A 20,512-nucleotide genomic window follows, 5' to 3' on the forward strand; every position below is an offset into this window, starting at 1 on the left:
CAGGAGTCCGCACATGGACATTCTTTATCTGTTGATTCCCTTGTCGGTTGTGCTCGTGCTGATGATTTTGCTGGGCTTGTGGTGGGCCGTCTACCGCGGTCAATTCGAGAACGTGGAGCAAGAAGGCGAGCGCATTCTTCGCGATAATTGACCACTGTCAAAAACACTACCCTTTCTACAGTTAATACTTTCGCTCAAATCAAGAGGTGCCCGATGGATATACCAAAACAAGCAGATGCTGCGCACTACAACGATACCGTTGTACGGCAGTTTTCTATCATGACCGTGGTGTGGGGGGTGGTTGGCATGCTGGTTGGCGTTTTCATCGCCGCCCAGCTGGCTTGGCCTGAACTCAGCTTCGGTATTCCCTGGCTGAGTTACGGCCGTTTGCGACCACTGCATACCAATGCGGTGATTTTTGCGTTTGGTGGTAGCGCACTGTTTGCTACCAGCTACTACGTGGTGCAGCGTACCTGCCAGGTACGTCTGTTTGCTGGCAAGCTGGCATCGTTCACTTTCTGGGGCTGGCAGCTGGTGATTCTGGCTGCCGCCATCAGCTTGCCTCTGGGTTACACCCAAGGCAAAGAATACGCTGAGCTGGAATGGCCCATTGACATCCTCATCGCTTTGGTGTGGGTGGCATATGCTGTTGTGTTTTTCGGTACGGTCGGCACTCGCAAGGTGCGCCACATTTACGTGGCCAACTGGTTCTACGGTGCGTTCATTTTGGCCGTGGCTGTGCTGCACATCGTCAACAGTGCTGCGGTTCCTGCGGGCTTCATGAAGAGCTACTCTGCCTACGCAGGTGTGCAGGATGCCATGGTGCAATGGTGGTACGGTCACAACGCTGTGGGCTTTTTCCTCACGGCAGGCTTTTTGGGCATGATGTACTACTTCATTCCCAAGCAAGCCGGTCGCCCTGTTTACAGCTACCGCCTGTCGATTGTTCACTTTTGGGCACTGATCTTCACTTACATGTGGGCTGGCCCACACCATCTGCACTACACCGCGCTGCCTGACTGGACGCAATCGGTGGGCATGGTGTTCTCGCTTGTTTTGCTGGCTCCCAGCTGGGGTGGCATGATCAACGGCATCATGACCCTGTCGGGTGCTTGGCACAAACTGCGCGATGACCCCATCCTGCGCTTCCTGATCGTTTCGCTGTCTTTCTACGGCATGTCCACTTTTGAAGGCCCGATGATGGCCATCAAGACCGTCAACGCCCTGAGCCATTACACCGATTGGACCGTGGGCCATGTGCATGCTGGTGCTTTGGGTTGGGTGGGTCTGATTACCATGGGCTCCCTTTACTATCTGGTTCCTCGTCTGTTCGGCAAGGAAAAGATGCACTCTGTCAAAGCCATTGAAATTCACTTCTGGCTGGCAACGATCGGCATCGTGCTGTACATCGCCGCTATGTGGATTGCCGGTGTGATGCAGGGCCTGATGTGGCGTGCCATCAATGCAGACGGGACACTGACCTACACCTTTGTGGAAGGTGTAAAGGCTACTTATCCGTTCTACGTGATTCGCTTCACGGGCGGTGTTCTGTACCTGACTGGCATGGTCATGATGGCCTGGAACGTGTGGATGACCAGTATTTCCGGTCGCTCGGTCACTGTGGCCATTCCTGTCGCTAAACCAGCGCACGCCTGAGACCCGAGGAGTCCCATTTCATGTCCCAACATAACAACAATGCTTCGACGGGGTTCTCCCACGAAACGGTGGAAACCAACAACTTCCTGATGATCGTTTTGATCGTTTTGGTAATTGCTGTGGGTGGCCTGGTTGAAATCGTTCCTTTGTTCTTTCAGAAGTCCACCACCGAGCCTGTGAAGGGGGTGGAGCCTTACGCTCCTTTGCAGTTGGCGGGGCGCGATGTCTATTTGCGCGAAGGTTGCTACAACTGCCACTCGCAAATGATTCGCCCCTTCCGGGCAGAAACCCTGCGCTATGGCCACTACTCTGTGGCGGGTGAGTTTGTCTATGACCACCCGTTCCAGTGGGGTAGCAAGCGCACCGGTCCTGACCTGCACCGCGTGGGCGGCAGGTACAGCGATGAATGGCACCGTATTCACTTGAACAATCCCCGTGATGTGGTTCCTGAATCGAACATGCCTGCTTATTCTTGGCTGGAAAAAAATACGCTGGATCCCGCAGTACTTGCACCGCGTATGAAGGCGTTGCGCGCAGTGGGCGTTCCCTATACCGATGAGCAGATCGCTGCTGCGGCAGATGAGGTCAAGGGAAAAACTGAAATGGATGCGCTCGTGGCCTATCTACAGGTCTTGGGCCGTGCGCTTAAGTAAGAAAGGTGGTTGTCATGGATGTCACCGTCATGCGCGTTGTGGTCACGCTGGTTTCTTTCGCATGTTTTGTCGGTATCTGGGTGTGGGCCTACGCTCGCAACAACAGATCTCGGTTTGACGAGGCGGCCCAGCTCCCATTTCAACAAGATTAAATACCACCAGAACGAGAACACCCTATGAGTGACTTCACTAGCAATTTCTGGTCGGTTTATGTAGCCGGTATCACGATCGCTGGCATCGTGGCCTGTTTGCTGCTGCTCTGGATTACGGCACGGAAAAAAGTTGCATCTGATAGCAACAACACTACTGGCCATGTCTGGGACGAAGACCTGACTGAGATGAACAATCCCATGCCACGGTGGTGGATGTGGTTGTTTGTGCTGACCATCATCTTTTCTTTTGCTTATCTGGCCATTTATCCGGGTCTGGGTAAGTTTGCTGGAAAAATGGGATGGAGCCAGTACGGTGCCTACGATGCTGAAATGGCTCAAGCCAAGGCTGAGTTGGAGCCTTTGTACGCGCGGTTTACCTCGATGACTACAGAGCAGGTAGCCCAAGACCCGCAGGCAATGGCCATTGGTGAGCGTTTGTTCATGAACAACTGCGCACAATGCCATGGTTCTGACGCCCGTGGTAGCAAGAGCTTTCCCAATCTGACCGACGGCGATTGGTTGCATGGCGGTACCCCCGAGAAAATTCGTGAAACCCTGGAAAAGGGCCGTATCGGCAACATGCCTCCCATGGCTGCTGCGGTGGGATCGCCTGAGGATGTGCGCAACCTGTCGCATTACGTCCTGAGCCTCTCTGGCAGTCCACACGATTCCCTGCGTGCTTCTTTGGGCAAATCCAAGTTTGTCGCTTGTGCTGCTTGCCATGGTGCCGACGGCAAAGGTATGCAGGCTTTGGGCGCCCCTAACCTGACAGATGACATCTGGCTTCATGGTTGGGGTGAGGCAGCCATCACAGCCATGATCAACAATGGCAAGGTTAATCAGATGCCTGCACAATCTCAGAAACTGACTGAGGCCCAATTGGGTGTGCTGACTGCCTATGTGTGGGGCATGTCAAACAAACCGGGCTCTGCTCGCTAAACTGGAGAGATAAAGATGGCGCTTCGGCGCCATCTTCTTTTGGCTGCCATGTCGGCCACTTTTTGAAAAGCGCTTTCACCATGAACTCACCCGATGGGAAACCCCGCAAGATTATCCCGATTGCGCCTGTAGCTTCAGAGCCTGCGACAGACAAAGACATTGTTTCTCTGTACGAGGCGCAAAAGAAAGTTTACCCGCGCTCCATCAGTGGAATTTTTGCACGCTGGCGCTGGGGAATGGTATTTCTCACGCAGCTGATTTTTTACGGCTTGCCATGGTTGGAGTGGGGACAGCGCCAGATGGTGCTGTTTGACCTTGGGGCAAGGCGTTTTTATATTTTTGGTTTGGTACTTTACCCGCAGGATTTCATTTATCTGACTGGGTTATTGATTATTTCAGCCTTATCGCTGTTCTTGTTCACTGCCGTAGCAGGACGCCTTTGGTGCGGATTTGCCTGTCCGCAAACGGTCTACACCGAGATTTTCATGTGGATCGAGCACAAGGTCGAGGGTGACCGCAGTGCACGGTTGCGTCTGGACAGTAGCAGCTGGACGGCTGAAAAAATATGGAAAAAATCACTTAAGCAATTTCTTTGGATTTTGTTGTCTATCTGGACAGGGTTCACGTTCGTAGGCTATTTTGTTCCTATCCGCGAACTCGGTACTGAGTTGATGGCATTGCAAGGCGGTTGGCAAATTTTCTGGGTGATTTTTTATGGGTTTGCCACGTATGGGAATGCAGGCTTTATGCGCGAGCAGGTTTGCAAATACATGTGTCCTTATGCGCGCTTTCAAAGCGCCATGTTTGACAAAGACACATTGATCGTTACCTACGACCAAGAGCGTGGCGAGCCCCGTGGTCCGCGTACCAAGGCTGCGGATTACAAAGCCAAGGGATTAGGCGATTGCATTGACTGCACTTTGTGTGTCCAGGTGTGCCCAGTAGGTATTGATATACGCAACGGTTTGCAGTATGAGTGCATTGGTTGCGGTTTGTGCGTGGATGCCTGCGATACTGTCATGGACAAAATGCATTACCCCCGTGGCTTGGTTCGGTTTTCTACCCAGAGCGCCGTATCCAAAGGTTGGGGCAGGGCAGAGATATTGCGTCGTGTGCTGCGTCCTCGGGTATTGGTCTATACCGGGATTCTGGTGGCTTTGTGTGTCGCCATGCTCGCCAGTCTGGTAACGCGTACGCCTCTGAAGGTGGATGTGGAGCGAGACCGGGCGGCCTTGTCGCGCATTGTGGCTGGAGGCAAGCTGGAAAATATTTATCGGTTACAGATCATGAATGCAACCGAAGCACCGCAACGTTATCGTATCAGTGCGCGTGGTCTGGATGGTCTGGAGTTAGCTTCTGAGCCGGAGGTTGCCATTGATGCTGCCCAATCACGCTGGGTCGCTGTCAGGTTGCAGATTCCTTACGGGTCTGCGGATGCTGGTTCTCATGCCGTGCAGTTTGATGTGCAAGCGCTCGGCACCAGTGCCCATGTGACTGAAAAGTCTATTTTTCTGGTTCCACGTTAAACCTTTCCGCGCGGACGAGTAGTACATATTATTTTTGGTCAGGATACGCTGATGATGTCGCCCCCTATTCCTAATTCTGCGACTCCACCCTGGTGGAAGTTTGGTTATGTATGGTTGATTATTGCGGGGCCTGCGGTGGTGGTGGTGGCAGGTTTTTATACGCTTTGGTTGGCCATTCGTGCCCCAGATCCTGTGATTGACAATGATTACTACCGCAAGGGAGTCGAAATCAATCAAACGCTGGGTCGCTCTGAGCAGGCCCTTACGCCTGCATTGAAGGGGCGAAACCATGCGGCCACGCCACCTAAAGACCAGCCGCAGTAAGGCGGTGGCAGGCCTTGTTGGTCTGGTTGGCGTGGTTGGGGTTATGAATACCCATTGCTTGCAAGGCATGAATGTGATCCCAGCCTGAGACAATAGGCGTATGAGTGATCTGAACGACAAAAAAAGCCTGTATCCACCCGATTGGCTTGAGGTGGAATCTCTTGATCTGGACGCCCAAGGTGTAGCGCACCGGCCCGATGGCAAGGTGGTCTTCATTGACGGTGCCTTGCCTTTTGAATGGGTGACTGCCAACACCCATCGCAAGAAGAACAATTGGGAGCAGGCCAGCTTGACCGCTGTCCACCGTGAATCGCCCCAGCGCGTTCGTCCGGGATGCCCGCACTTTGGTCTGCATTCTGGTGCTTGTGGCGGCTGCAAAATGCAGCATCTGCACGTGGGTGCCCAAGTGGCTGTGAAGCAGCGCGTTCTGGAGGACAACCTGTGGCATTTGGGCAAGGTCAAGGCAGAAACCTTGCTGCGTCCCATTGAAGGCCCTGCCTGGGGTTATCGTTACCGCGCCCGTTTGTCGGTACGCCATGTCATTAAAAAAGGCACGGTGCTGGTGGGTTTTCATGAGCGCAAAAGCCGCTATGTGGCCGATATGGAGGTCTGTCCTGTGCTGCCACCGCACGTCAGTGCCATGCTGGTACCGTTGCGCGCCCTGATTGCCGCCATGGATGCCCGCGATACTTGCCCGCAAATCGAGCTGGCCTGCGGCGACAGCGTCACGGCGCTGGTGCTGCGTCACCTGGAGCCCTTGTCGAGCGACGATCTGGCCCGTCTGCGTGCGTTTGCCGCTGAGCATGGCGTACAGTGGTGGTTGCAGTCCAAAGGGCCGGATACGGTGAAGTTGCTGGATGAGGGTGGGGCGCAGTTGTCATATGCGCTGCCTGAGTTTGGTATCACCATGCCATTCAAGCCTACCGATTTCACCCAGGTCAATCCCCATATCAATCGGGTGCTGGTGTCGCGCGCATTGCGTCTGCTGGAAGTGCAGAACAACGAGCGTGTTATTGACTGGTTCTGTGGTCTTGGCAACTTTACGCTGCCTTTGGCCACTCAGGCCCGTGAAGTGCTGGGTATCGAAGGTAGCGAGACGCTGGTGGCACGCTCCCGTGAAAACTATGAATCAAATCAGGCTCAAATGCCCGCAGGACGAGCGCTTGCAGCTACAAATTTTGTAGCGCGCAACTTGTTTGAGATGACCCCTGAGATGTTGGTAGCCGATGGCGTGGCCGACAAATGGCTGGTCGATCCACCGCGCGAAGGCGCTTTTGCCCTGGCCAAGGCACTGGCTGACCTGGAGCAGGCCCGTATTGGTGCCGAAGGCGCAGGCCCGCTGCCTGCCGGTGCGGAAGGCTGGACGCCGCCGCAGCGCATTGTCTATGTCAGCTGTAACCCTGCCACGCTGGCGCGTGATGCTGGCTTGTTGGTGCATCTGGCGGGCTACCGTTGTACGGCTGCAGGCATGGTCAACATGTTTCCGCACACGGCGCACGTTGAGAGCATGGCGGTGTTCGAGCGCGCCTGAAGACTTTCCCCAAGGCGCAGACGCCCTAACAGGCCACTCTGTGGGGCGTGCGCTTAGCTGCGGTTGGTGCTGGCTGTGCCCTGTGTTTCGGTTTCGGCGGCCTCATCGCGGGCTGCTTTGGGTGGTGGCGCTTTGCCCAGCACTGAAGGCGCGCCCTCGATTTTGTTTTCACGCATGTACGAATCCATGTCTTTCCAGCCCGCAAAAACAGCGGCTTTGGGGGACTTGGGGTTGAGCGTGTAGCAGTCTTCCAGGCCGCGCAGCGCATGGCGGCAAGCGCCGCCTATGGCTTGGGCCTCGGCCTCACGCTGGACGGCGCGCGGGTCGGGGCCCAGCCCTGGAATGTCGCAGCCTGCAAGCAAAAGCAGCGCAAAAGTGGCAGCGAGGCGTTGCGGCATGGTGGGGTCTTTCTGGAACATGTTCTTCATTATCGGCAACCCGCCACGCGGGTTGAGCTATTCCCTTGGCAATAGGCACAAAAAAGGCTCCTTGCGGAGCCTTCTTGCTGCGGTTGCGCTGCTTATTCGCGCTCGCCACCCATGATTCCCAACAAAGCCAGCAGGCTCTGGAAGACGTTGAAAATGTCCATGTACAGCGACAGTGTGGCGCTGATGTAGTTGGTTTCACCACCATCCAGGATTTGCTTGAGGTCGTACAGCATGTAGGCGCTGAAGATACCAATGGCGGCCACTGAAATTGCCATCATGCCGGCAGTGGAGCCCACAAACACGTTGATGACCGCACCGACCATGAGCACCAGGGCGCCCACCATCAGCCACTTGCCCATGCCCGAGAGGTCACGCTTGATGACGCTGGCCAGGCTGGCCATGACAAAGAACACACCCGCTGTGCCAGCAAAGGCCGTCATGATCAGTTCCGAGCCGTTCTTGAAGCCCAGCACCATGCCGATCAAGCGCGACAGCATCAGACCCATGAAGAACGTGAAGGCCAGCAGAACGGGAACGCCCGCTGCGGAGTTCTTGGTTTTTTCGATGGCATACATGAAGCCAAAGGCGCCGACCATGAACACAATCAGTCCGACGCCGCCGCGCAGCGATTGGGTGATGCCGGTGGCTACGCCCAGCCAGGCGCCCAGTACCGTGGGCAGCAGGCTCAGTGCGAGCAGCCAGTAAGTATTGCGCAGCACCTTGTGGCGCTGCTCCTGCGAGATACCGTAGCCGTAGTCCGCAGAGGAGTGGATGGCCGTTAAACGGTCGTTCATGATGTTGCTCCTGAGTGACCTGCACAGCGCAGGCTGGAAGATTTTAGGTGGTGCCCCTGTGGGGCTTTACAAGACCAGGTGACCGTTACCTAATTTTGGTAGGGGTTTTGGTGCGTGGCTGCTGTGGGTCGCCATTGGGACATGGCGCACAAAAAAAGCCTGGCTACGCGGGTGTGACCCGTTGGCTGGCCAAAACGACCCTGACGGACTGGTGGCCAGTCCGGGAGTCGCCCCACGATGAAAACTATTTGGTCAGTATCAGTTTGCCCATGCGCGTGGCTTGCAGGCGGTAAAGGGTGCCGTTGTGGCTGATGGTGACGCTCTTGTGGCCTTGCAGCAAATCCTGGCTGTGTACCGTGGCTGCCGGGAGCGCGCTGGGGTTGGCAGGCGGCATACCAGGCGCATTGTGTGTTGCGGCGTGTGCAGCAGCGCTGCATGAAAGGGGGGCAGGAGTGCAGGCGGACATGGTCATGGCAGGGCTCACGGCTGCGGTTCTGTCACAAACCCGATCTTGCGTACGCCCGCACGCTGCGCTGCCGCCATGGCCTGGGCTACACGCTCGTAGCGCACGGCTTTGTCCCCGCGGATGTGCAGATCGGGTTGCGGGTCTTTGGCCGCCTCTGTCTGGAGGTTGGCCTCAAGCGCACTGTCGTCGATGGGCATGCCGTTCCAGAAATACTGGCCATCGGCCGCTACGCTCAGGCGCACCGTTTCGGGCTGGATGCGTTCGGGCTGGTTCACGGCGCTGGGCAAATCCACGTTCACCGAGTGCTTCATCACCGGTACGGTGATGATGAAAATAATGAGCAGCACCAACATGACGTCCACCAGCGGTGTCATGTTGATCTCGTTCATCACCTCGTCGGCATCGTCCTGGGTACCGAAGGCCATGCTCAGGCACCTTTCTTCAGGGGGTGTACGTTGGCAGCGGCGGTGCTGCTGGAGACGCGTGCGCCGGTCACAAAGTAAGCGTGCAAGTCGTGCGCAAAGCTGTTGAGGCGAATCAGAATCGATTTGTTGCCTCGCACCAGCGCGTTGTAGCCCAGTACGGCGGGAATAGCCACGGCAAGGCCCAGTGCCGTCATGATGAGTGCCTCTCCGATGGGGCCGGCCACCTTGTCAATGGTCGATTGGCCCGAAGTGCCGATGGCGATCAAGGCGTGGTAAATGCCCCACACGGTGCCAAACAGGCCGATGAACGGTGCTGTCGAGCCCACCGACGCCAGCACAGCCAAGCCCGATTGCAGGCGTGCGGTGAATTCGTCGATGCAGTTGCGCAGGCAGCCCGTGACCCAGTCGCTCACGTCCAGGCTGTCGTGCAGCTGGCCTTTGGTGTTGCGGTGGTGGGCGGTGGCTTCGCGCCCTTCGATGGCCAGTTGGCGAAAGGGGTTGAGCGGATCGGCACCGAGTTTTTCCAGGCCCGCAGCAAAGTCCTCGCTGTGCCAGAAACCCTGTGCGGCGCGGGCGTGTTTTTTGAATTTCACGATGTCCAGCGCCTTGGCGATGATGACGATCCACGAGATCAGCGACATCCCCAGCAGCAAGATGGCCACAAAACGGGTAACAAAGTCGCCCTGCGTCCAGACGTTGGCGATGCCAAATTGCGATTCCATGAGAACTCCTGAAAATTATTCGAGAACAAAATTGATGGGCTGCGCGTACCACATGGCCTCGGGCACACCACCGCGCTTGCCGGGAACGAACCGCCAGCGCATGACGGCCTCCTGGGCCTGACGGTCCAGGCGCTCGTAGCCGCTGGATTGGCTGACTTCGACTTTTTGCGGCAGTCCGTCGGCGCCGATCAGTACGCGCAGCATGACCCGGCCTTGCTCACCCATGCGCTTGCTGATGGCGGGATAGCCGGGAGAGGGGTTGTTGAGGTGCGTAGCGTTGCTGGATGGCAGTTCAATGCGCGGTGGTGCAGGCGGCGCGGGTGCAGCCGGTGCAGCGGTCGGTGCTGCCGCGGGAGCTGATACCGGGGCGGGCTCGGGTGCAGGCGCTGCGGCTGCCACTTGCGGTGCATCGGGGGCAGCATTGGCCACTGCCAGCGGTGCAGGCGTCGGGCGTGGTGCGGGTGCCTTGGCTGCGGCAGGGCGCGGTGTAGGGGGCGACTTGGGGGTGGGTGGGGCAGGTGGTGCCGGTGGCGGCGGAGCCACTTCGGGGGTAGGCGGCGCAATGAATTCTGCAATCACTTCGGCGGGAACGATGGTGGGCGCCGCTGTAGGTACCAGGCCCGTTTGCAATGCCCACAATGCAGCCCCGTGCAGCAGCGCCACGCCGCCAGAGATCAGCGCGTAGCGGCCCCAGGCGCTGGGTGCAGTGAAACGGTCAGTAGAAGGCATAAAAAATGATAGCTGCCAGCGCTTGCCAGCATTGGGTTACAAGCCGATTTGATTGAAATCAGAAGCGAAAAATCCACCACGCGGCCAACGCCACCAGAAACATGCTGCCCACCAGCGCAGAGAGCAGCATAGGCAATTCACACAGCGCAGGCGCCGGAGGCAGACTCTGCTGTCTCTTGGCGCAAGGCCGCGACGGGGCGGGTGGCGTGGCATTGGGCAACCACGTCGCGGGCGCAGCCTTCGCAGCGGCCACACTGCATGGCCACGCCCAGCTCAAACTGGATTTCATCGAAACCCATACCGGCATGGGCATGGCGGGCGATTTCACGGTCGGAAATCCGGCGGCAGACGCAGACGATCATGGGAATTGGGCCGCACAGGGCGGGTAATGGAAGAAGTGTGTGGATTATAAATGAGAATCCGTCGCATTAACAATCGCGTGGAATTTTAGATGCCCATACGGCCTGTGGCGTGGTTTTGCAGCAAAGCCGGTGTGGCTTGCGCCAGCGTGGCGCAGCCCGTCAGGGCCATGGCGATTTCCAGTTCATCACGCAGCAGGCGCAGCACATGTGCCACCCCCATTGCGCCGGCATGGGCCAGCCCCCACAGGGCCGGGCGGCCAATGAGTACCGCACTGGCGCCCAGGGCCAGGGCTTTGAGCACGTCGGTGCCCCGGCGGATGCCCCCATCGACCAGGAGCGGCAAGGCGCCTTGCACCGCGTCGGCAATGTGGGCCAGCGCGTGCGCCGTGGCAGGGGCGGTGTCCAGCGTGCGGCCACCGTGGTTCGACACCACCAGCGCTGCTACGCCCAGCGCGGCGGCTTGGCGTGCGTCATCGGGGTGCAGTACGCCTTTGAGCAGCACCGGCAAGCGGGTGGTGGATTGCAGCCATTGCACATCGTCCCAGGTGGGGGTGTGGTGCAGCAGGCGGTCGAACAAGGCGCTTTCTCCGGGTTGCAACGGGGCTGATGGCGGTGGCGCCAGCCCGGCCAGATTGACGGCGCTGATGCCAGCAGGCAGGTGGAACAGGGCACGCCGCTCGCGGTCGCGGGCGCCGTGGGTGGGTGCGTCCACCGTCAGCACCAGCGCTTCGTAGCCAGCGGCTTCAGCGCGCTGCACCAGTTCGCGGGTAAAGCCCCGGTCGTGTTGCAGGTAGAGCTGGAACCACAGCGGGCCGTGCGCCGGGTCGGCCAGAAAGCGCTGTGCCACGTCTTCCAGTGGCGTGCTGGCCTGGGTGCTGAGCACCAGTCCGGCGCCCAACGCGGCGGCAGCAAAGGCGCTGGCGTGTTCGCCATCAGGGTGTGCCAGGTGCTGGAAAGCCATGGGGGCCAGCAAAATGGGGTGTTCCAGGGTGCGTCCCAGCAGCGTGGTACGGGTGTGCCCGCCCGCCAGGGGGCGCAAGACGCGCGGCTGCAGCACCAGCGTGTCCCATGCCGTACGGTTGGCGCGCAGCGTGATTTCATCGGCAGCACCGCCACTGAAATACGCCCAGGCGTTGTCGTTCAGGTGCTGGCGCGCCAGTGCTTCGTGGTCGGCCAGCGCAGCCGTGCCAGGGGGGATGGCGTGCCGCTGTAGTGGGGGCACGTTTTTTATGGTCAAAATGGCCTCCGTGCCAATACTGGCGTGCGCTAGCAGCTATCTTTTTTGATGGATTTGCAGGGATACGGAATTCAGGCGTCGGCCCACATGCGCAGCAGGTTGTGGTACGTGCCGGTCAACCCGACCACGGGGTCGGCGTGGTCGCCGATGGTGCTGCGCAGGCGCAGCAAATCCATGTCCATGTCAAACAGCAATTGGCGCTGCTCGGTGGAGCGCACCATGCTTTGCACCCAGAAAAAGCTGGCGATGCGCGCGCCGCGCGTGACCGGGGCCACCTGGTGGACGGTCGAACTGGGGTAGAGCACCATGTCGCCCGCAGGCAGTTTGACTGCGCGCTCGCCCTGTGGTTCTTTGATCAGCAGCTCGCCGCCGTCGTAGTCTGCCGGGTCGGCCAGGAACAGGGTGCAGGAGATGTCGCTGCGCACCCATTGGTCAGGATGGCGTGAGCGCAGCACGGCGCCATCGACATGGTTGCCGTAGAAGTTGCTCTCGCCGCTGTAGCGGTTGAACAGCGGATTGAAGATTTTGTGCGGCAGGGCCGCAGAGAAAAACAGCGCATCGCGGTGCAGCGCGGCCAGCACCAGGACGCGCAGTTGCTGCGCCTGGGTGCTGTCTTGCGCCAGCTGTTCGTTGCGCTTGGCGGCCACTGCCTGATCGCCTGCGCTGGTGCGCCCGTCCACCCAGGGTGCATCGTGGCCCAGCAGGCTGCGGGCGCTCCGGACTTCTTCGGGCGTGAGAATGTTTTTGAGGTGCAAGAACATACGGAGTCACCAGCAGGTAGCAGGGCGGGTTTGGTCGTGGACGCTTCGATCAGAAGCGGGTTTTCAGGGTCAGTTGCACGGTACGGGCAGCACCCGGCGCGTAAAAACCACGGTAGAGCGTGTCGGCGTACAGCTTGTTGGTCAGGTTGGTAACGTTGAGTTTGAGCGAGGTGCGCTCGTCCACGCTGTACTCGACCATGGCATCGGCGGTGATGAAGCTGTCTGCCACCACGGCGCGCGAACCCTCGGGGTTTTGCTTGCCACGGTAGTTCAGGCCAGCGCCGATGCGCACTTGCGGGGTCACGGCGTAGGTGCTCCAGAGGCTGCCGCTGTGCTTGGGCGTCAGGCCAGGGCGATCGCCCTTGACCTGCGCGCCACCGCCATTGGCCGCCAGCACGACGTTGCTTTCGTCGATCTTGGCACTGGGAATCCAGGTGTGGTTGTAGAAGATTTCCCAGGCCGGCGTGATGCGGCCCGCCAGGTTGAACTCCATCCCGGCGGCGTGGCGCTTGCCCGACAGCAATTGCTGCTGGGCCGCGGTGTCGGGGTCGGTGTTGCGCTCGTTGTATTTTTCGCTGTAGAACGCGGCCACGCCCAGGCTGGCGCGTTTTTCAAACAGCTCGAATTTGCCGCCGATTTCAAAGTTGCGGCTTTTTTCCGCATCGGTATTGGCGGTTTTCTCGGTGCCTGCGTTTGGGTTGGAGAACTGGTAGGTATCGCCCGAGGTGTTGTACGAAGTGCCGTAAGAGATGTAGTACGAGGCGCTGTCATCGGGCTGGTAAAGCGCACCGATGCGCGGGCTCCACAGGCCATCTGAGCGCGCATGGTTCAGGTCAGCACTGCTGTAGTAGGAGGCCTTGAAATGGTCATAGCGCAGTCCACCCACCAGTTTCAGTGTCGGCGTCAAGGCCACGGTGTCTTGCGCATACAAACCGACGTTGCGTGCCTTGAAAGTGTTGAACGTGGGATTGCCACGGTTGTCGGGGCGCCAGTCACCGTTGTTGGGCGTGCCTACGGTGGTGTCCATGCCGCTGGCCGTGCCAGCAAAGTTCTGGTTGCGCTTGGCATCGTCTTCGTAGATGTCGATGCCAGCGATCAGGTCGTGCTTTTTGCCGCCCCACTGGAAGCTGTTCGTGTAATCGCTTTGTAGCTGTGTCAGGTTACTCACCCCCACACGGCCCTTGGGAGAGCGGGTGACAACGGTGCTGCTGTTGATGTTGTCGATGGTGGTGCCTGCGCCGAAGCGGATCACGCTGGCCCACAGATCGCGCTCGTAGCGTCCATGGCGAAGGCGTGTCTTGAGTTCGCCGTTGTCGTCAAAGCGGTGAATGTGTGACAGCGTGGCGTACTGGGCCGAAGAATTCAGGTAATCGCTGTTGAGACCGTAGTAGTTTTTGGCTGGCAGCGAGGGCACGATCACGCCGTTGCTCTGAAACCAGGGGTGGTTGTAGAGCGGACGGCCCTGGATGTCGAGGTAGTACAGCCCGACCGAGAATTCGTCACGGGTGCCTACGCCCCAGCTGAAGGTGGGTGCGATACCGCGCTTTTTCTGCATGGCGCCGTGGTTGTCAGCGTTGTGCACCATGGCGTTGAGCCGGAAAGCGGCATCTTCACCCGTTTTGAAGTTGAAGTCGCCTGTCAGCCGGTGCTCTTTGCCGCTGCCCAGGGTGTAAGCGGCTTCGTGCTGGTCGATCAGCAAGGGGGCTTTGTTCACCTGGTTGACCACCCCACCCGTAGAGCCCTTGCCAAACAGCATGGAGGCCGAGCCTTTGAGCACTTCCACCCGGTCGTTGTTGAAGGTGTCGCGTTCATACAACGGTGCATCCTTCATGCCGTCGATGTAGATGTCGCCCGCCTGGCCCAGCGAGAAGCCGCGCAGACGCACATCTTCCTCGCCGGTTTCGCCCGCCTGGAAGGTCACGCCCGAGGTGGTGCGCAGGACTTCACGGAAATCGTCCTGGTTGCGGTCGGCCATCAGCCGCTCGGTGAAAACGGTCACGCTTTGCGGAATGTCACGCAGCGCCTGGTTACCTTTGCCGATGGTCGTTTGCTGAACCTGCAAGGTGTCTTTGCTTTGGATTTGCGCTTTTTCACGCACCGTCACCGTCGAAAGCGTTGCACTGGGCGCATCGCTGGTCTGTGCCCAACTTCCAACCGAGGCGGCCAGCATGAGTGCTCCCAGGGGCAGTAGCGCTTTGTCGGACGATGCGTTGACTGCCGGGGTGGTGTGCTGCATGGCGCAGGACAGAGGTTTTTTCGGGGAGTGGGTGCGTTTCTGTGCCAATCTGGCCTCCATCGGTTGGGAATATTGCAACCGACACGGCAAAGCGTGTCGGCAGGGGCGCGAGGCAGTGGCTGTGAAACTGGCTGTGCATCGTCAAGCACGCAATGTTAAATCAAATAATAGGCGTTCTCATTTGCGTTGATGCGTCTCCACAACAAGTTGTTATGGGGCCGAGCAAAAAAAAGACCGGCAAAGCCGGCCTTGAAGTGAAAACACGCGAAAGTGCTTATTTGACGTGCTTGCCGATCAGGCCAGCCATTTCAAACATGGACACCTGGGGCTTGCCAAAAACTTCTTTCAGTTTGGCATCGGCGTTGATCATGCGTTTGTCAGATGCGTCTTGCAGGTTGTTGGCTTTGATATAAACCCACAGCTTGCTGATGATCTCGGTGCGTGGCAATGGCGCTGCACCCACCACGGCGGCCAGTGCTGCACTGGGTGTCAGGGCCTTCATGAAGGCTGCGTTGGGCGCACGCTTTTTGGCGGGAGCTGCGGCTTTTTCAACGGCGACAGTCTTGGCGGCGGGGGCGGCCTTGGCCGGGGCTTTTTTTGCAGTTGCCATCTTGGATTTTCCTTTTTTGGGAGTAGTCGGTGGAACCAGCGAAAACCTGATTCTCCACTGGCATGGTCGATGCTACTGGGAAAAAAACAGCTTTCCAAGCTGTGGATGGCTTTTTTTGTGCGTCACCTTGTCACGTCGGCTGCTGTTGCTGGCCGTGCCGTGCATGGTCAGTGGCAGGCTTGCTGGTTATTGACGATGCCTTTGAGTGCGTCAGTGCTGAGAATGCGCACGTGGCGCTGCTTGACCTCGACGATACCTTCTTCGACAAACTTGGAGAAAGTGCGGCTCACCGTTTCGAGCTTGAGGCCCAGGTAGCTGCCGATTTCTTCGCGCGTCATGCGCAGCACCAACTCTGATTGCGAGAAGCCCCGCGCATGCAGGCGCTGCACCAGATTCAGCAAAAAAGCCGCCAGACGCTCTTCGGCACGCATGCTGCCCAGCAGCAGCATGACGCCGTGTTCGCGCACAATCTCGCGGCTCATGATCTTGTGCACATGGCTTTGCAAGGCTGTGACTTCGCGCGAGAGTTCTTCGATGCGGTCAAACGGCATCACGCAGACTTCGGCATCTTCCAGTGCCACGGCGTCACAAGTGTGGTGGTCATTGACGATGCCATCCAGGCCTATCACCTCGCCGGCCATCTGAAAGCCCGTAACCTGGTCGCGCCCGTCTTCTGTGGCCACGCAGGTTTTGAAAAAACCGGTGCGAATGGCATAAAGCGACGTGAACGACTCACCATTGCGAAACAGCGTGCCCCCACGCTTGACCTTGCGCCGTGTGGCCACGATGTCATCAATGCGTTTGAGTTGATCGTCATTGAGGCCCAGTGGCATGCAAAGCTCTCGCAGATTACAGTTGGAGCAGGCGACTTTGATGGTTTGTGGGGTCATGTGGGCAGACACGTGTCCAGTATCAGGCTGAGGGTCAAGCGCATCAACGGCGCCAAGATGAAGGGCCATGGAAGTGCGGTGGGCGGCTGACATGTATCAAATTATCACCCATCCCTTCGGCGGTGAGTGCCAATCCGCTTTTGGGAGGCTGCTTGATCAAGGTCAAGGAGGCTGGTGGTGGTTTCCGGCACAGTGTTTCAGCACACAAGGACGTTCCAATGACCGCTGTTTCCCCTGAATTGTTGACCCGGTTTGATGTGCCCGGGCCGCGCTACACCTCCTACCCTACGGCTGATCGGTTCGTCGAGGCTTTTGGTGATGGCGATTACGTGCTCGCCCTGCAACAGCGCAGACTGGGAACCGCTGCAAAAGCGCTGCCTTTGTCTATCTATGTGCATATTCCGTTTTGTGAGTCCCTGTGCTACTACTGCGCATGCAACAAGATCATCACCAAGCACCAAGATCGTGCGGATCTGTATTTGCGCTATCTCGCACGCGAAATCGACTTGCACACGGCGCACTGCGGCAAAGGTCAGGTCGTCAGTCAGTTGCACCTGGGCGGTGGCACCCCCACTTTTTTGTCGGACGATGGCCTGCGCGACCTGATGGCGCTGCTCAAAAGCAGCTTCACGCTGGCGCCCGGTGGGGAGTATTCGATTGAAGTCGATCCTCGCACGGTAGACGCACAGCGGCTGGCGTTGCTGGCGCAGTTGGGTTTTAACCGGTTGAGCTTTGGCGTCCAAGATTTTGATCCCGAAGTGCAGAAAGCGGTGCACCGTATCCAGCCTGCTGAGCAGGTGTTTGCGTTGGTAGAGTCAGCGCGTACCTTGGGATTTGAGTCGGTCAATATTGATTTGATTTACGGATTGCCGCGCCAGACCAGCGCCTCGTTTGACCGCACGCTGGCGCAGGTAGCGCAATTGCGTCCAGACCGCATTGCGTTGTATGCCTATGCGCATTTGCCTGATCGCTTCAAGCCACAGCGGCGCATCATCAGCGCTGATTTACCCGTTGCGTCTGCCAAAGTCGGCATGTTGGCCAGTTCGCTCGATGCTTTCAGCCAAGCTGGGTACGTGTATGTGGGCATGGATCACTTTGCGTTGCCCACGGATGCACTTGCTATTGCCAAACGCCAGGGCCGTTTGCACCGCAACTTCCAAGGCTACAGCACCCAGCCCGATTGTGATTTGATTGGCCTGGGGGTGTCCGCTATTGGCCGTGTGGGCGCTACTTACAGCCAGAACGCCAAGACACTGGATGAGTACTACGACCGCTTGAACCAAGGGCGTTTGCCCATCGTGCGTGGGCTGGCCTTGACGCGCGACGATCTGGTGCGCCGCGCAGCCATCATGGCCTTGATGTGCCAGGGTGAGCTGTTGTTCGAGTCCATGGAGCAGGCTTGGTTGATTGATTTCCGGCAGTATTTCTCAGCGGAACTGGCGCAGTTGCAGGACATGGCCGACCAAGGGCTGGTAGTGCTGGATGCCGAGGGTGCACGCGTTACCGATATGGGCTGGTATTTTGTGCGCGGCATTGCCATGGTCTTTGACCGGTATTTGCAGGCTGACCGCAACCGTACACGGTTTTCGCGCATCATCTAGGCCTCATGCTTTTTTCTGTTGCCTGGACTGCTTTGATCATGGGGCTCGTGGGTGGGCCCCATTGTCTTGCCATGTGCGCTGCGCCGTGCAGTGTAGTAACTGGCCAAGGCGGTAGCACAGCGCCAGTAGAGCAGCCTCTGCGCCCACTATCCCGGGGGGGACAGCAACGGCGGCTGTGGGCTTACCACCTGGGCCGCTTGCTGGGATATGCCAGTGTCGGGGCTTTGGCCGCCATGGCCATGCAGAGCCTGGCCTGGTTGACGGTGCAAGCAGCTGCCTTGCGTCCAGCCTGGACGATGTTGCATGTGCTGGTGCTGGCGTGGGGCTTGATGATGGTGGCGCAGGCTCGCCAACCCGCCTGGGTAGAGTCTGCCGGGCGTGCTGTCTGGGGCCGTGTACGCCCAGTGGTGGCAGCGCCAGGGGGGGCTTTTGCTGCTGGTTTTTTGTGGTCGCTGATGCCATGCGGCCTGTTGTATTCGGCTTTGCTGGTTGCCTCGCTCAGCGGCGGAGCGCTCCAGGGTGCAGTCACCATGGCCTTGTTTGCTGTGGGCAGCGGGTTGTGGCTGTTGGCGGGGCCTTGGGTCTGGTTACGGATTCGTGACCGTCTGAATGCCAAATACGATGGTGGAGGCACGCGCCTGGCAGGGGCTTTGCTGTGCGGTGTGGCAGTGTGGGCCCTGTGGTTGGGCGCCGTCCACGGCCCCGAGCTGTGGTGCCAATGAGCGTGGGTTGGCCCACGTGCATGGTATTCAGGCTGCTGCGTAGCCTTTCCACAACATGTAAGCCGCCAGGCACAGCAGCAGGCTGGCAAAAACCCGTTTGAGTTGGCGAACTGGCAGGCGGTGCGCTGCCCGTGCGCCCAGTGGAGCCGTCAAGATGCTGCCTGTGGCAATCGCAGCCAATGCGGGGAGCCAGACATACCCCAAAGCATGATCAGCCAGCCCGGGTACCGATTGCCCCGCTACCACGTAGCCCAGCACGTTGAAAAGCGCAATCGGAAAACCCAGCGCAGCGCTGGTCGCTACGGCGTTGTGGATGGGCACGTTGCACCAGGTCATGTAGGGCACGCTGACAAAGCCCCCGCCCGCGCCCACCAGGCCCGACAGAAAACCGATGCCACTGCCTGCGGCCAATTGGCCAGCGGTGCCGGGCATTTGGCGTGAGGGCGCAGGCTTGCGGTCCTTGAACATCTGCAACGCAGAAAACCCCACAAACAGGCCAAAGAAAATTGCCAGAAAAGAGCCTTTGAGCCAGGCAAAAACCCCCAGGCTGGCAGCCAGACTGCCCAGCATGATGCCTGGCGCCAGGCGCAGCGCCAGATCCCAGCGCACGGCGCCGCGCCGGTGGTGGGCATGTACGCTCGACAAGGAGGTAAACATGATGGTAGCCATGGAGGTGGCGATCGCCATCTTGACCGCCAAATCGGGTGCCACTTGGTGCTGGCCCAAAAAGTAGGTCAGAAACGGCACCATCAACATGCCGCCGCCAATACCCAGCAGGCCTGCCAGAAAACCGGTAGCCAGACCCAGCGCCACGAGTTGGGCTATCAAAACAGAGCTGAGCATGGAGCAAGGGCCACACAGGGGCCTGAAGAAGATGCTGGGGAGGAAGTTTTGGCCCGTGGGACGTGGCGGCCCAATAGCGGCGCCAGCCCAGCGGTAAATCAGGTGTCTGCAAGTGCCACCGGACCGGCATCCTGAACCGGGGGTTCAGGTGGGCGAGGGCAGGCTGGCGTTGGGTTCATCTGACGCGAGATGATCACGCTCACCAGCCGATGTACCAAGCCCGGGCTCAATGAGCATTGGTTCAAGGAAATATAAAGCCCGGCAGCACCGCAGACGCCGCCATTGTAGGGGTTTGGCGCGGTGTTGCAGGCGTGCAGCCGTGCCGTCGTCAGGGGTTCTGGGGTGTACCGCCCAGCGCATCGTCCAGGCGTTGTAGCAATGCGGCTATCTGCTGTTGGTGCTCTGGTGGATCGGCGGGGGGCTGTTGTGCATGTTCGGCGGCAGCGGCCTGCGCGGCGGCGCTCAGGTCGTTGGCTTCGCGGTCGGCCAGATCGAAGGCGATGTTCAGTGCCGTTAGTACCGCAATGCGCTCACGCGAGCGCACCTTGCCTGCGTCCCGGATGCGCGTCATGGCGGTGTCCACCCGTTCTACGGCCTCAAGCAGGCGCGCTTCGCGCCCTTCGGGGCAGCCCAGCAAGTAGCTTTGCTGCATGATCTGCACCTCGATTTGCTTCATTCGGCGTCGTCTTTCGGGACAGGGGTTGCGGGCGGTGTCAGGGCCTGTACGCGCGCACGCGCCGTTTGCAGCCGCGACTTGAGGGAATCACGCTCTTGCGTGAGTGCGGCCACCTGCTGTGCCAGTTGTGCGTTGGTGCGCTGCAGCTCTGCCAGGCGCAGTAGCAGCCGCTCTACACGCTCGGCGATTTGTTCAATGGGGGGCAAAGAGGCCATGGCCGCAATTGTAG

The 20,512-nt window shown here is 59.0% G+C and carries 25 protein-coding genes and 1 other RNA gene; 10 read left to right on the forward strand and 16 right to left on the reverse strand.

From position 1 onward, the window contains the following. The first annotated feature begins 13 nt into the window (after window positions 1-13). From ccoS to rlmD, 8 genes are all read left to right on the forward strand, one after another. On the forward strand, window positions 14-151 hold the full coding sequence (gene ccoS / locus PHX69_RS01705) for a cbb3-type cytochrome oxidase assembly protein CcoS (RefSeq protein ID WP_119013299.1): 138 nt from the start codon (window positions 14-16) through the stop codon (window positions 149-151). A 62-nt stretch (window positions 152-213) separates the two neighbouring features. Beyond that, complete coding sequence (gene ccoN / locus PHX69_RS01710; RefSeq protein WP_288042103.1) at window positions 214-1,656, forward strand: cytochrome-c oxidase, cbb3-type subunit I; 1,443 nt, start codon at window positions 214-216, stop codon at window positions 1,654-1,656. Between the two features lie 20 nt (window positions 1,657-1,676). Then, the gene (gene ccoO / locus PHX69_RS01715; protein ID WP_119013301.1) at window positions 1,677-2,309 is read left to right on the forward strand and encodes a cytochrome-c oxidase, cbb3-type subunit II; all 633 of its coding nucleotides are present in this window, start codon (window positions 1,677-1,679) and stop codon (window positions 2,307-2,309) included. 14 nt (window positions 2,310-2,323) lie between these two features. Continuing rightward, the gene (locus PHX69_RS01720) at window positions 2,324-2,461 is read left to right on the forward strand and encodes a cbb3-type cytochrome oxidase subunit 3 (protein WP_119013302.1); all 138 of its coding nucleotides are present in this window, start codon (window positions 2,324-2,326) and stop codon (window positions 2,459-2,461) included. A 24-nt stretch (window positions 2,462-2,485) separates the two neighbouring features. After that, window positions 2,486-3,400 carry a cytochrome-c oxidase, cbb3-type subunit III gene (gene ccoP, locus PHX69_RS01725; protein WP_119013303.1) on the forward strand — a complete coding sequence of 305 codons (915 nt, stop codon included), beginning with the start codon at window positions 2,486-2,488 and terminating at the stop codon, window positions 3,398-3,400. 80 nt (window positions 3,401-3,480) lie between these two features. Next, window positions 3,481-4,926, forward strand: a complete 1,446-nt coding sequence (gene ccoG / locus PHX69_RS01730; protein ID WP_119013304.1) for a cytochrome c oxidase accessory protein CcoG — start codon at window positions 3,481-3,483, stop codon at window positions 4,924-4,926. A 54-nt stretch (window positions 4,927-4,980) separates the two neighbouring features. Continuing rightward, on the forward strand, window positions 4,981-5,250 hold the full coding sequence (locus PHX69_RS01735) for a FixH family protein (protein WP_288042105.1): 270 nt from the start codon (window positions 4,981-4,983) through the stop codon (window positions 5,248-5,250). Between the two features lie 100 nt (window positions 5,251-5,350). Next, window positions 5,351-6,781 carry a 23S rRNA (uracil(1939)-C(5))-methyltransferase RlmD gene (gene rlmD, locus PHX69_RS01740; protein ID WP_288042076.1) on the forward strand — a complete coding sequence of 477 codons (1,431 nt, stop codon included), beginning with the start codon at window positions 5,351-5,353 and terminating at the stop codon, window positions 6,779-6,781. Window positions 6,782-6,834: 53 nt separating this feature from the next. Here the strand turns inward: rlmD and PHX69_RS01745 are convergent, their stop codons facing one another. The 12 genes from PHX69_RS01745 to fnr all read right to left on the reverse strand — a co-directional run bounded on the left by PHX69_RS01745 (window position 6,835) and on the right by fnr (window position 16,441). Beyond that, complete coding sequence (locus PHX69_RS01745; protein ID WP_193552688.1) at window positions 6,835-7,200, reverse strand: hypothetical protein; 366 nt, start codon at window positions 7,198-7,200, stop codon at window positions 6,835-6,837. Window positions 7,201-7,301: 101 nt separating this feature from the next. Next, window positions 7,302-8,003, reverse strand: coding sequence for a Bax inhibitor-1/YccA family protein (locus tag PHX69_RS01750; RefSeq protein ID WP_119013308.1), 702 nt, complete (start codon window positions 8,001-8,003; stop codon window positions 7,302-7,304). 244 nt (window positions 8,004-8,247) lie between these two features. Beyond that, the gene (hemP, locus tag PHX69_RS01755) at window positions 8,248-8,397 is read right to left on the reverse strand and encodes a hemin uptake protein HemP (protein ID WP_374761679.1); all 150 of its coding nucleotides are present in this window, start codon (window positions 8,395-8,397) and stop codon (window positions 8,248-8,250) included. A gap of 86 nt (window positions 8,398-8,483) precedes the next feature. Continuing rightward, a complete protein-coding gene (locus PHX69_RS01760) occupies window positions 8,484-8,894 on the reverse strand; it encodes an ExbD/TolR family protein (RefSeq protein ID WP_119013309.1) in 411 nt (136 codons plus the stop codon). Between the two features lie 2 nt (window positions 8,895-8,896). Further along, entirely contained in the window at window positions 8,897-9,616 is a 720-nt protein-coding gene (locus PHX69_RS01765) for a MotA/TolQ/ExbB proton channel family protein (RefSeq protein ID WP_119013310.1), read from the reverse strand. A 15-nt stretch (window positions 9,617-9,631) separates the two neighbouring features. Continuing rightward, window positions 9,632-10,345 (reverse strand): energy transducer TonB, encoded by a 714-nt coding sequence (locus tag PHX69_RS01770; RefSeq protein WP_288042077.1) that lies wholly within the window; start codon window positions 10,343-10,345, stop codon window positions 9,632-9,634. 137 nt (window positions 10,346-10,482) lie between these two features. Further along, a complete protein-coding gene (locus PHX69_RS01775; protein ID WP_119013312.1) occupies window positions 10,483-10,707 on the reverse strand; it encodes a (2Fe-2S)-binding protein in 225 nt (74 codons plus the stop codon). A gap of 85 nt (window positions 10,708-10,792) precedes the next feature. Then, window positions 10,793-11,938 (reverse strand): alpha-hydroxy acid oxidase, encoded by a 1,146-nt coding sequence (locus PHX69_RS01780; protein WP_288042106.1) that lies wholly within the window; start codon window positions 11,936-11,938, stop codon window positions 10,793-10,795. Window positions 11,939-12,015: 77 nt separating this feature from the next. Continuing rightward, a complete protein-coding gene (locus PHX69_RS01785; protein ID WP_288042079.1) occupies window positions 12,016-12,705 on the reverse strand; it encodes a Fe2+-dependent dioxygenase in 690 nt (229 codons plus the stop codon). 49 nt (window positions 12,706-12,754) lie between these two features. Further along, complete coding sequence (locus PHX69_RS01790) at window positions 12,755-14,941, reverse strand: TonB-dependent receptor (protein ID WP_288042080.1); 2,187 nt, start codon at window positions 14,939-14,941, stop codon at window positions 12,755-12,757. Between the two features lie 274 nt (window positions 14,942-15,215). After that, a complete protein-coding gene (locus PHX69_RS01795) occupies window positions 15,216-15,551 on the reverse strand; it encodes an SWIB/MDM2 domain-containing protein (protein WP_119013314.1) in 336 nt (111 codons plus the stop codon). Between the two features lie 167 nt (window positions 15,552-15,718). Further along, the gene (gene fnr, locus PHX69_RS01800) at window positions 15,719-16,441 is read right to left on the reverse strand and encodes a fumarate/nitrate reduction transcriptional regulator Fnr (protein ID WP_119013315.1); all 723 of its coding nucleotides are present in this window, start codon (window positions 16,439-16,441) and stop codon (window positions 15,719-15,721) included. A 218-nt stretch (window positions 16,442-16,659) separates the two neighbouring features. On the opposite strand from fnr, the gene hemN reads away from it, so the two are divergent. Continuing rightward, window positions 16,660-18,042, forward strand: a complete 1,383-nt coding sequence (gene hemN / locus PHX69_RS01805) for an oxygen-independent coproporphyrinogen III oxidase (RefSeq protein WP_288042082.1) — start codon at window positions 16,660-16,662, stop codon at window positions 18,040-18,042. 5 nt (window positions 18,043-18,047) lie between these two features. Next, on the forward strand, window positions 18,048-18,764 hold the full coding sequence (locus PHX69_RS01810) for a sulfite exporter TauE/SafE family protein (protein ID WP_288042083.1): 717 nt from the start codon (window positions 18,048-18,050) through the stop codon (window positions 18,762-18,764). A 27-nt stretch (window positions 18,765-18,791) separates the two neighbouring features. On the opposite strand, the gene PHX69_RS01815 is transcribed toward PHX69_RS01810, so the two are convergent. The 4 genes from PHX69_RS01815 to PHX69_RS01825 all read right to left on the reverse strand — a co-directional run bounded on the left by PHX69_RS01815 (window position 18,792) and on the right by PHX69_RS01825 (window position 20,498). Beyond that, window positions 18,792-19,607 carry a sulfite exporter TauE/SafE family protein gene (locus PHX69_RS01815; protein ID WP_288042085.1) on the reverse strand — a complete coding sequence of 272 codons (816 nt, stop codon included), beginning with the start codon at window positions 19,605-19,607 and terminating at the stop codon, window positions 18,792-18,794. Window positions 19,608-19,706: 99 nt separating this feature from the next. Next, a non-coding RNA gene (ssrS, locus tag PHX69_RS16185) (6S RNA) lies at window positions 19,707-19,886 on the reverse strand. Window positions 19,887-19,935: 49 nt separating this feature from the next. Next, window positions 19,936-20,283 carry a cell division protein ZapA gene (locus tag PHX69_RS01820; protein WP_288042086.1) on the reverse strand — a complete coding sequence of 116 codons (348 nt, stop codon included), beginning with the start codon at window positions 20,281-20,283 and terminating at the stop codon, window positions 19,936-19,938. Further along, complete coding sequence (locus tag PHX69_RS01825; protein WP_119013320.1) at window positions 20,280-20,498, reverse strand: DUF904 domain-containing protein; 219 nt, start codon at window positions 20,496-20,498, stop codon at window positions 20,280-20,282. The genes PHX69_RS01820 and PHX69_RS01825 overlap by 4 nt, the downstream gene beginning before the upstream one ends. Window positions 20,499-20,512: the final 14 nt, after the last annotated feature.

It is taken from the genome of Simplicispira sp. (assembly GCF_028687295.1).
Lineage (GTDB): Bacteria > Pseudomonadota > Gammaproteobacteria > Burkholderiales > Burkholderiaceae_C > Simplicispira > Simplicispira metamorpha.

Bases quoted from the DNA above. Each gene is read 5' to 3' on its own strand.
- ccoS (WP_119013299.1), top strand. From the start codon at position 14: ATGGACATTCTTTATCTGTTGATTCCCTTGTCGGTTGTGCTCGTGCTG.
- ccoN (WP_288042103.1), top strand. From the start codon at position 214: ATGGATATACCAAAACAAGCAGATGCTGCGCACTACAACGATACCGTT.
- ccoO (WP_119013301.1), top strand. From the start codon at position 1,677: ATGTCCCAACATAACAACAATGCTTCGACGGGGTTCTCCCACGAAACG.
- PHX69_RS01720 (WP_119013302.1), top strand. From the start codon at position 2,324: ATGGATGTCACCGTCATGCGCGTTGTGGTCACGCTGGTTTCTTTCGCA.
- ccoP (WP_119013303.1), top strand. From the start codon at position 2,486: ATGAGTGACTTCACTAGCAATTTCTGGTCGGTTTATGTAGCCGGTATC.
- ccoG (WP_119013304.1), top strand. From the start codon at position 3,481: ATGAACTCACCCGATGGGAAACCCCGCAAGATTATCCCGATTGCGCCT.
- PHX69_RS01735 (WP_288042105.1), top strand. From the start codon at position 4,981: ATGTCGCCCCCTATTCCTAATTCTGCGACTCCACCCTGGTGGAAGTTT.
- rlmD (WP_288042076.1), top strand. From the start codon at position 5,351: ATGAGTGATCTGAACGACAAAAAAAGCCTGTATCCACCCGATTGGCTT.
- PHX69_RS01745 (WP_193552688.1), bottom strand. From the start codon at position 7,200: ATGTTCCAGAAAGACCCCACCATGCCGCAACGCCTCGCTGCCACTTTT.
- PHX69_RS01750 (WP_119013308.1), bottom strand. From the start codon at position 8,003: ATGAACGACCGTTTAACGGCCATCCACTCCTCTGCGGACTACGGCTAC.
- hemP (WP_374761679.1), bottom strand. From the start codon at position 8,397: ATGCCGCCTGCCAACCCCAGCGCGCTCCCGGCAGCCACGGTACACAGC.
- PHX69_RS01760 (WP_119013309.1), bottom strand. From the start codon at position 8,894: ATGGCCTTCGGTACCCAGGACGATGCCGACGAGGTGATGAACGAGATC.
- PHX69_RS01765 (WP_119013310.1), bottom strand. From the start codon at position 9,616: ATGGAATCGCAATTTGGCATCGCCAACGTCTGGACGCAGGGCGACTTT.
- PHX69_RS01770 (WP_288042077.1), bottom strand. From the start codon at position 10,345: ATGCCTTCTACTGACCGTTTCACTGCACCCAGCGCCTGGGGCCGCTAC.
- PHX69_RS01775 (WP_119013312.1), bottom strand. From the start codon at position 10,707: ATGATCGTCTGCGTCTGCCGCCGGATTTCCGACCGTGAAATCGCCCGC.
- PHX69_RS01785 (WP_288042079.1), bottom strand. From the start codon at position 12,705: ATGTTCTTGCACCTCAAAAACATTCTCACGCCCGAAGAAGTCCGGAGC.
- PHX69_RS01790 (WP_288042080.1), bottom strand. From the start codon at position 14,941: ATGCAGCACACCACCCCGGCAGTCAACGCATCGTCCGACAAAGCGCTA.
- PHX69_RS01795 (WP_119013314.1), bottom strand. From the start codon at position 15,551: ATGGCAACTGCAAAAAAAGCCCCGGCCAAGGCCGCCCCCGCCGCCAAG.
- fnr (WP_119013315.1), bottom strand. From the start codon at position 16,441: ATGACCCCACAAACCATCAAAGTCGCCTGCTCCAACTGTAATCTGCGA.
- hemN (WP_288042082.1), top strand. From the start codon at position 16,660: ATGACCGCTGTTTCCCCTGAATTGTTGACCCGGTTTGATGTGCCCGGG.
- PHX69_RS01810 (WP_288042083.1), top strand. From the start codon at position 18,048: ATGCTTTTTTCTGTTGCCTGGACTGCTTTGATCATGGGGCTCGTGGGT.
- PHX69_RS01815 (WP_288042085.1), bottom strand. From the start codon at position 19,607: ATGCTCAGCTCTGTTTTGATAGCCCAACTCGTGGCGCTGGGTCTGGCT.
- PHX69_RS01820 (WP_288042086.1), bottom strand. From the start codon at position 20,283: ATGAAGCAAATCGAGGTGCAGATCATGCAGCAAAGCTACTTGCTGGGC.
- PHX69_RS01825 (WP_119013320.1), bottom strand. From the start codon at position 20,498: ATGGCCTCTTTGCCCCCCATTGAACAAATCGCCGAGCGTGTAGAGCGG.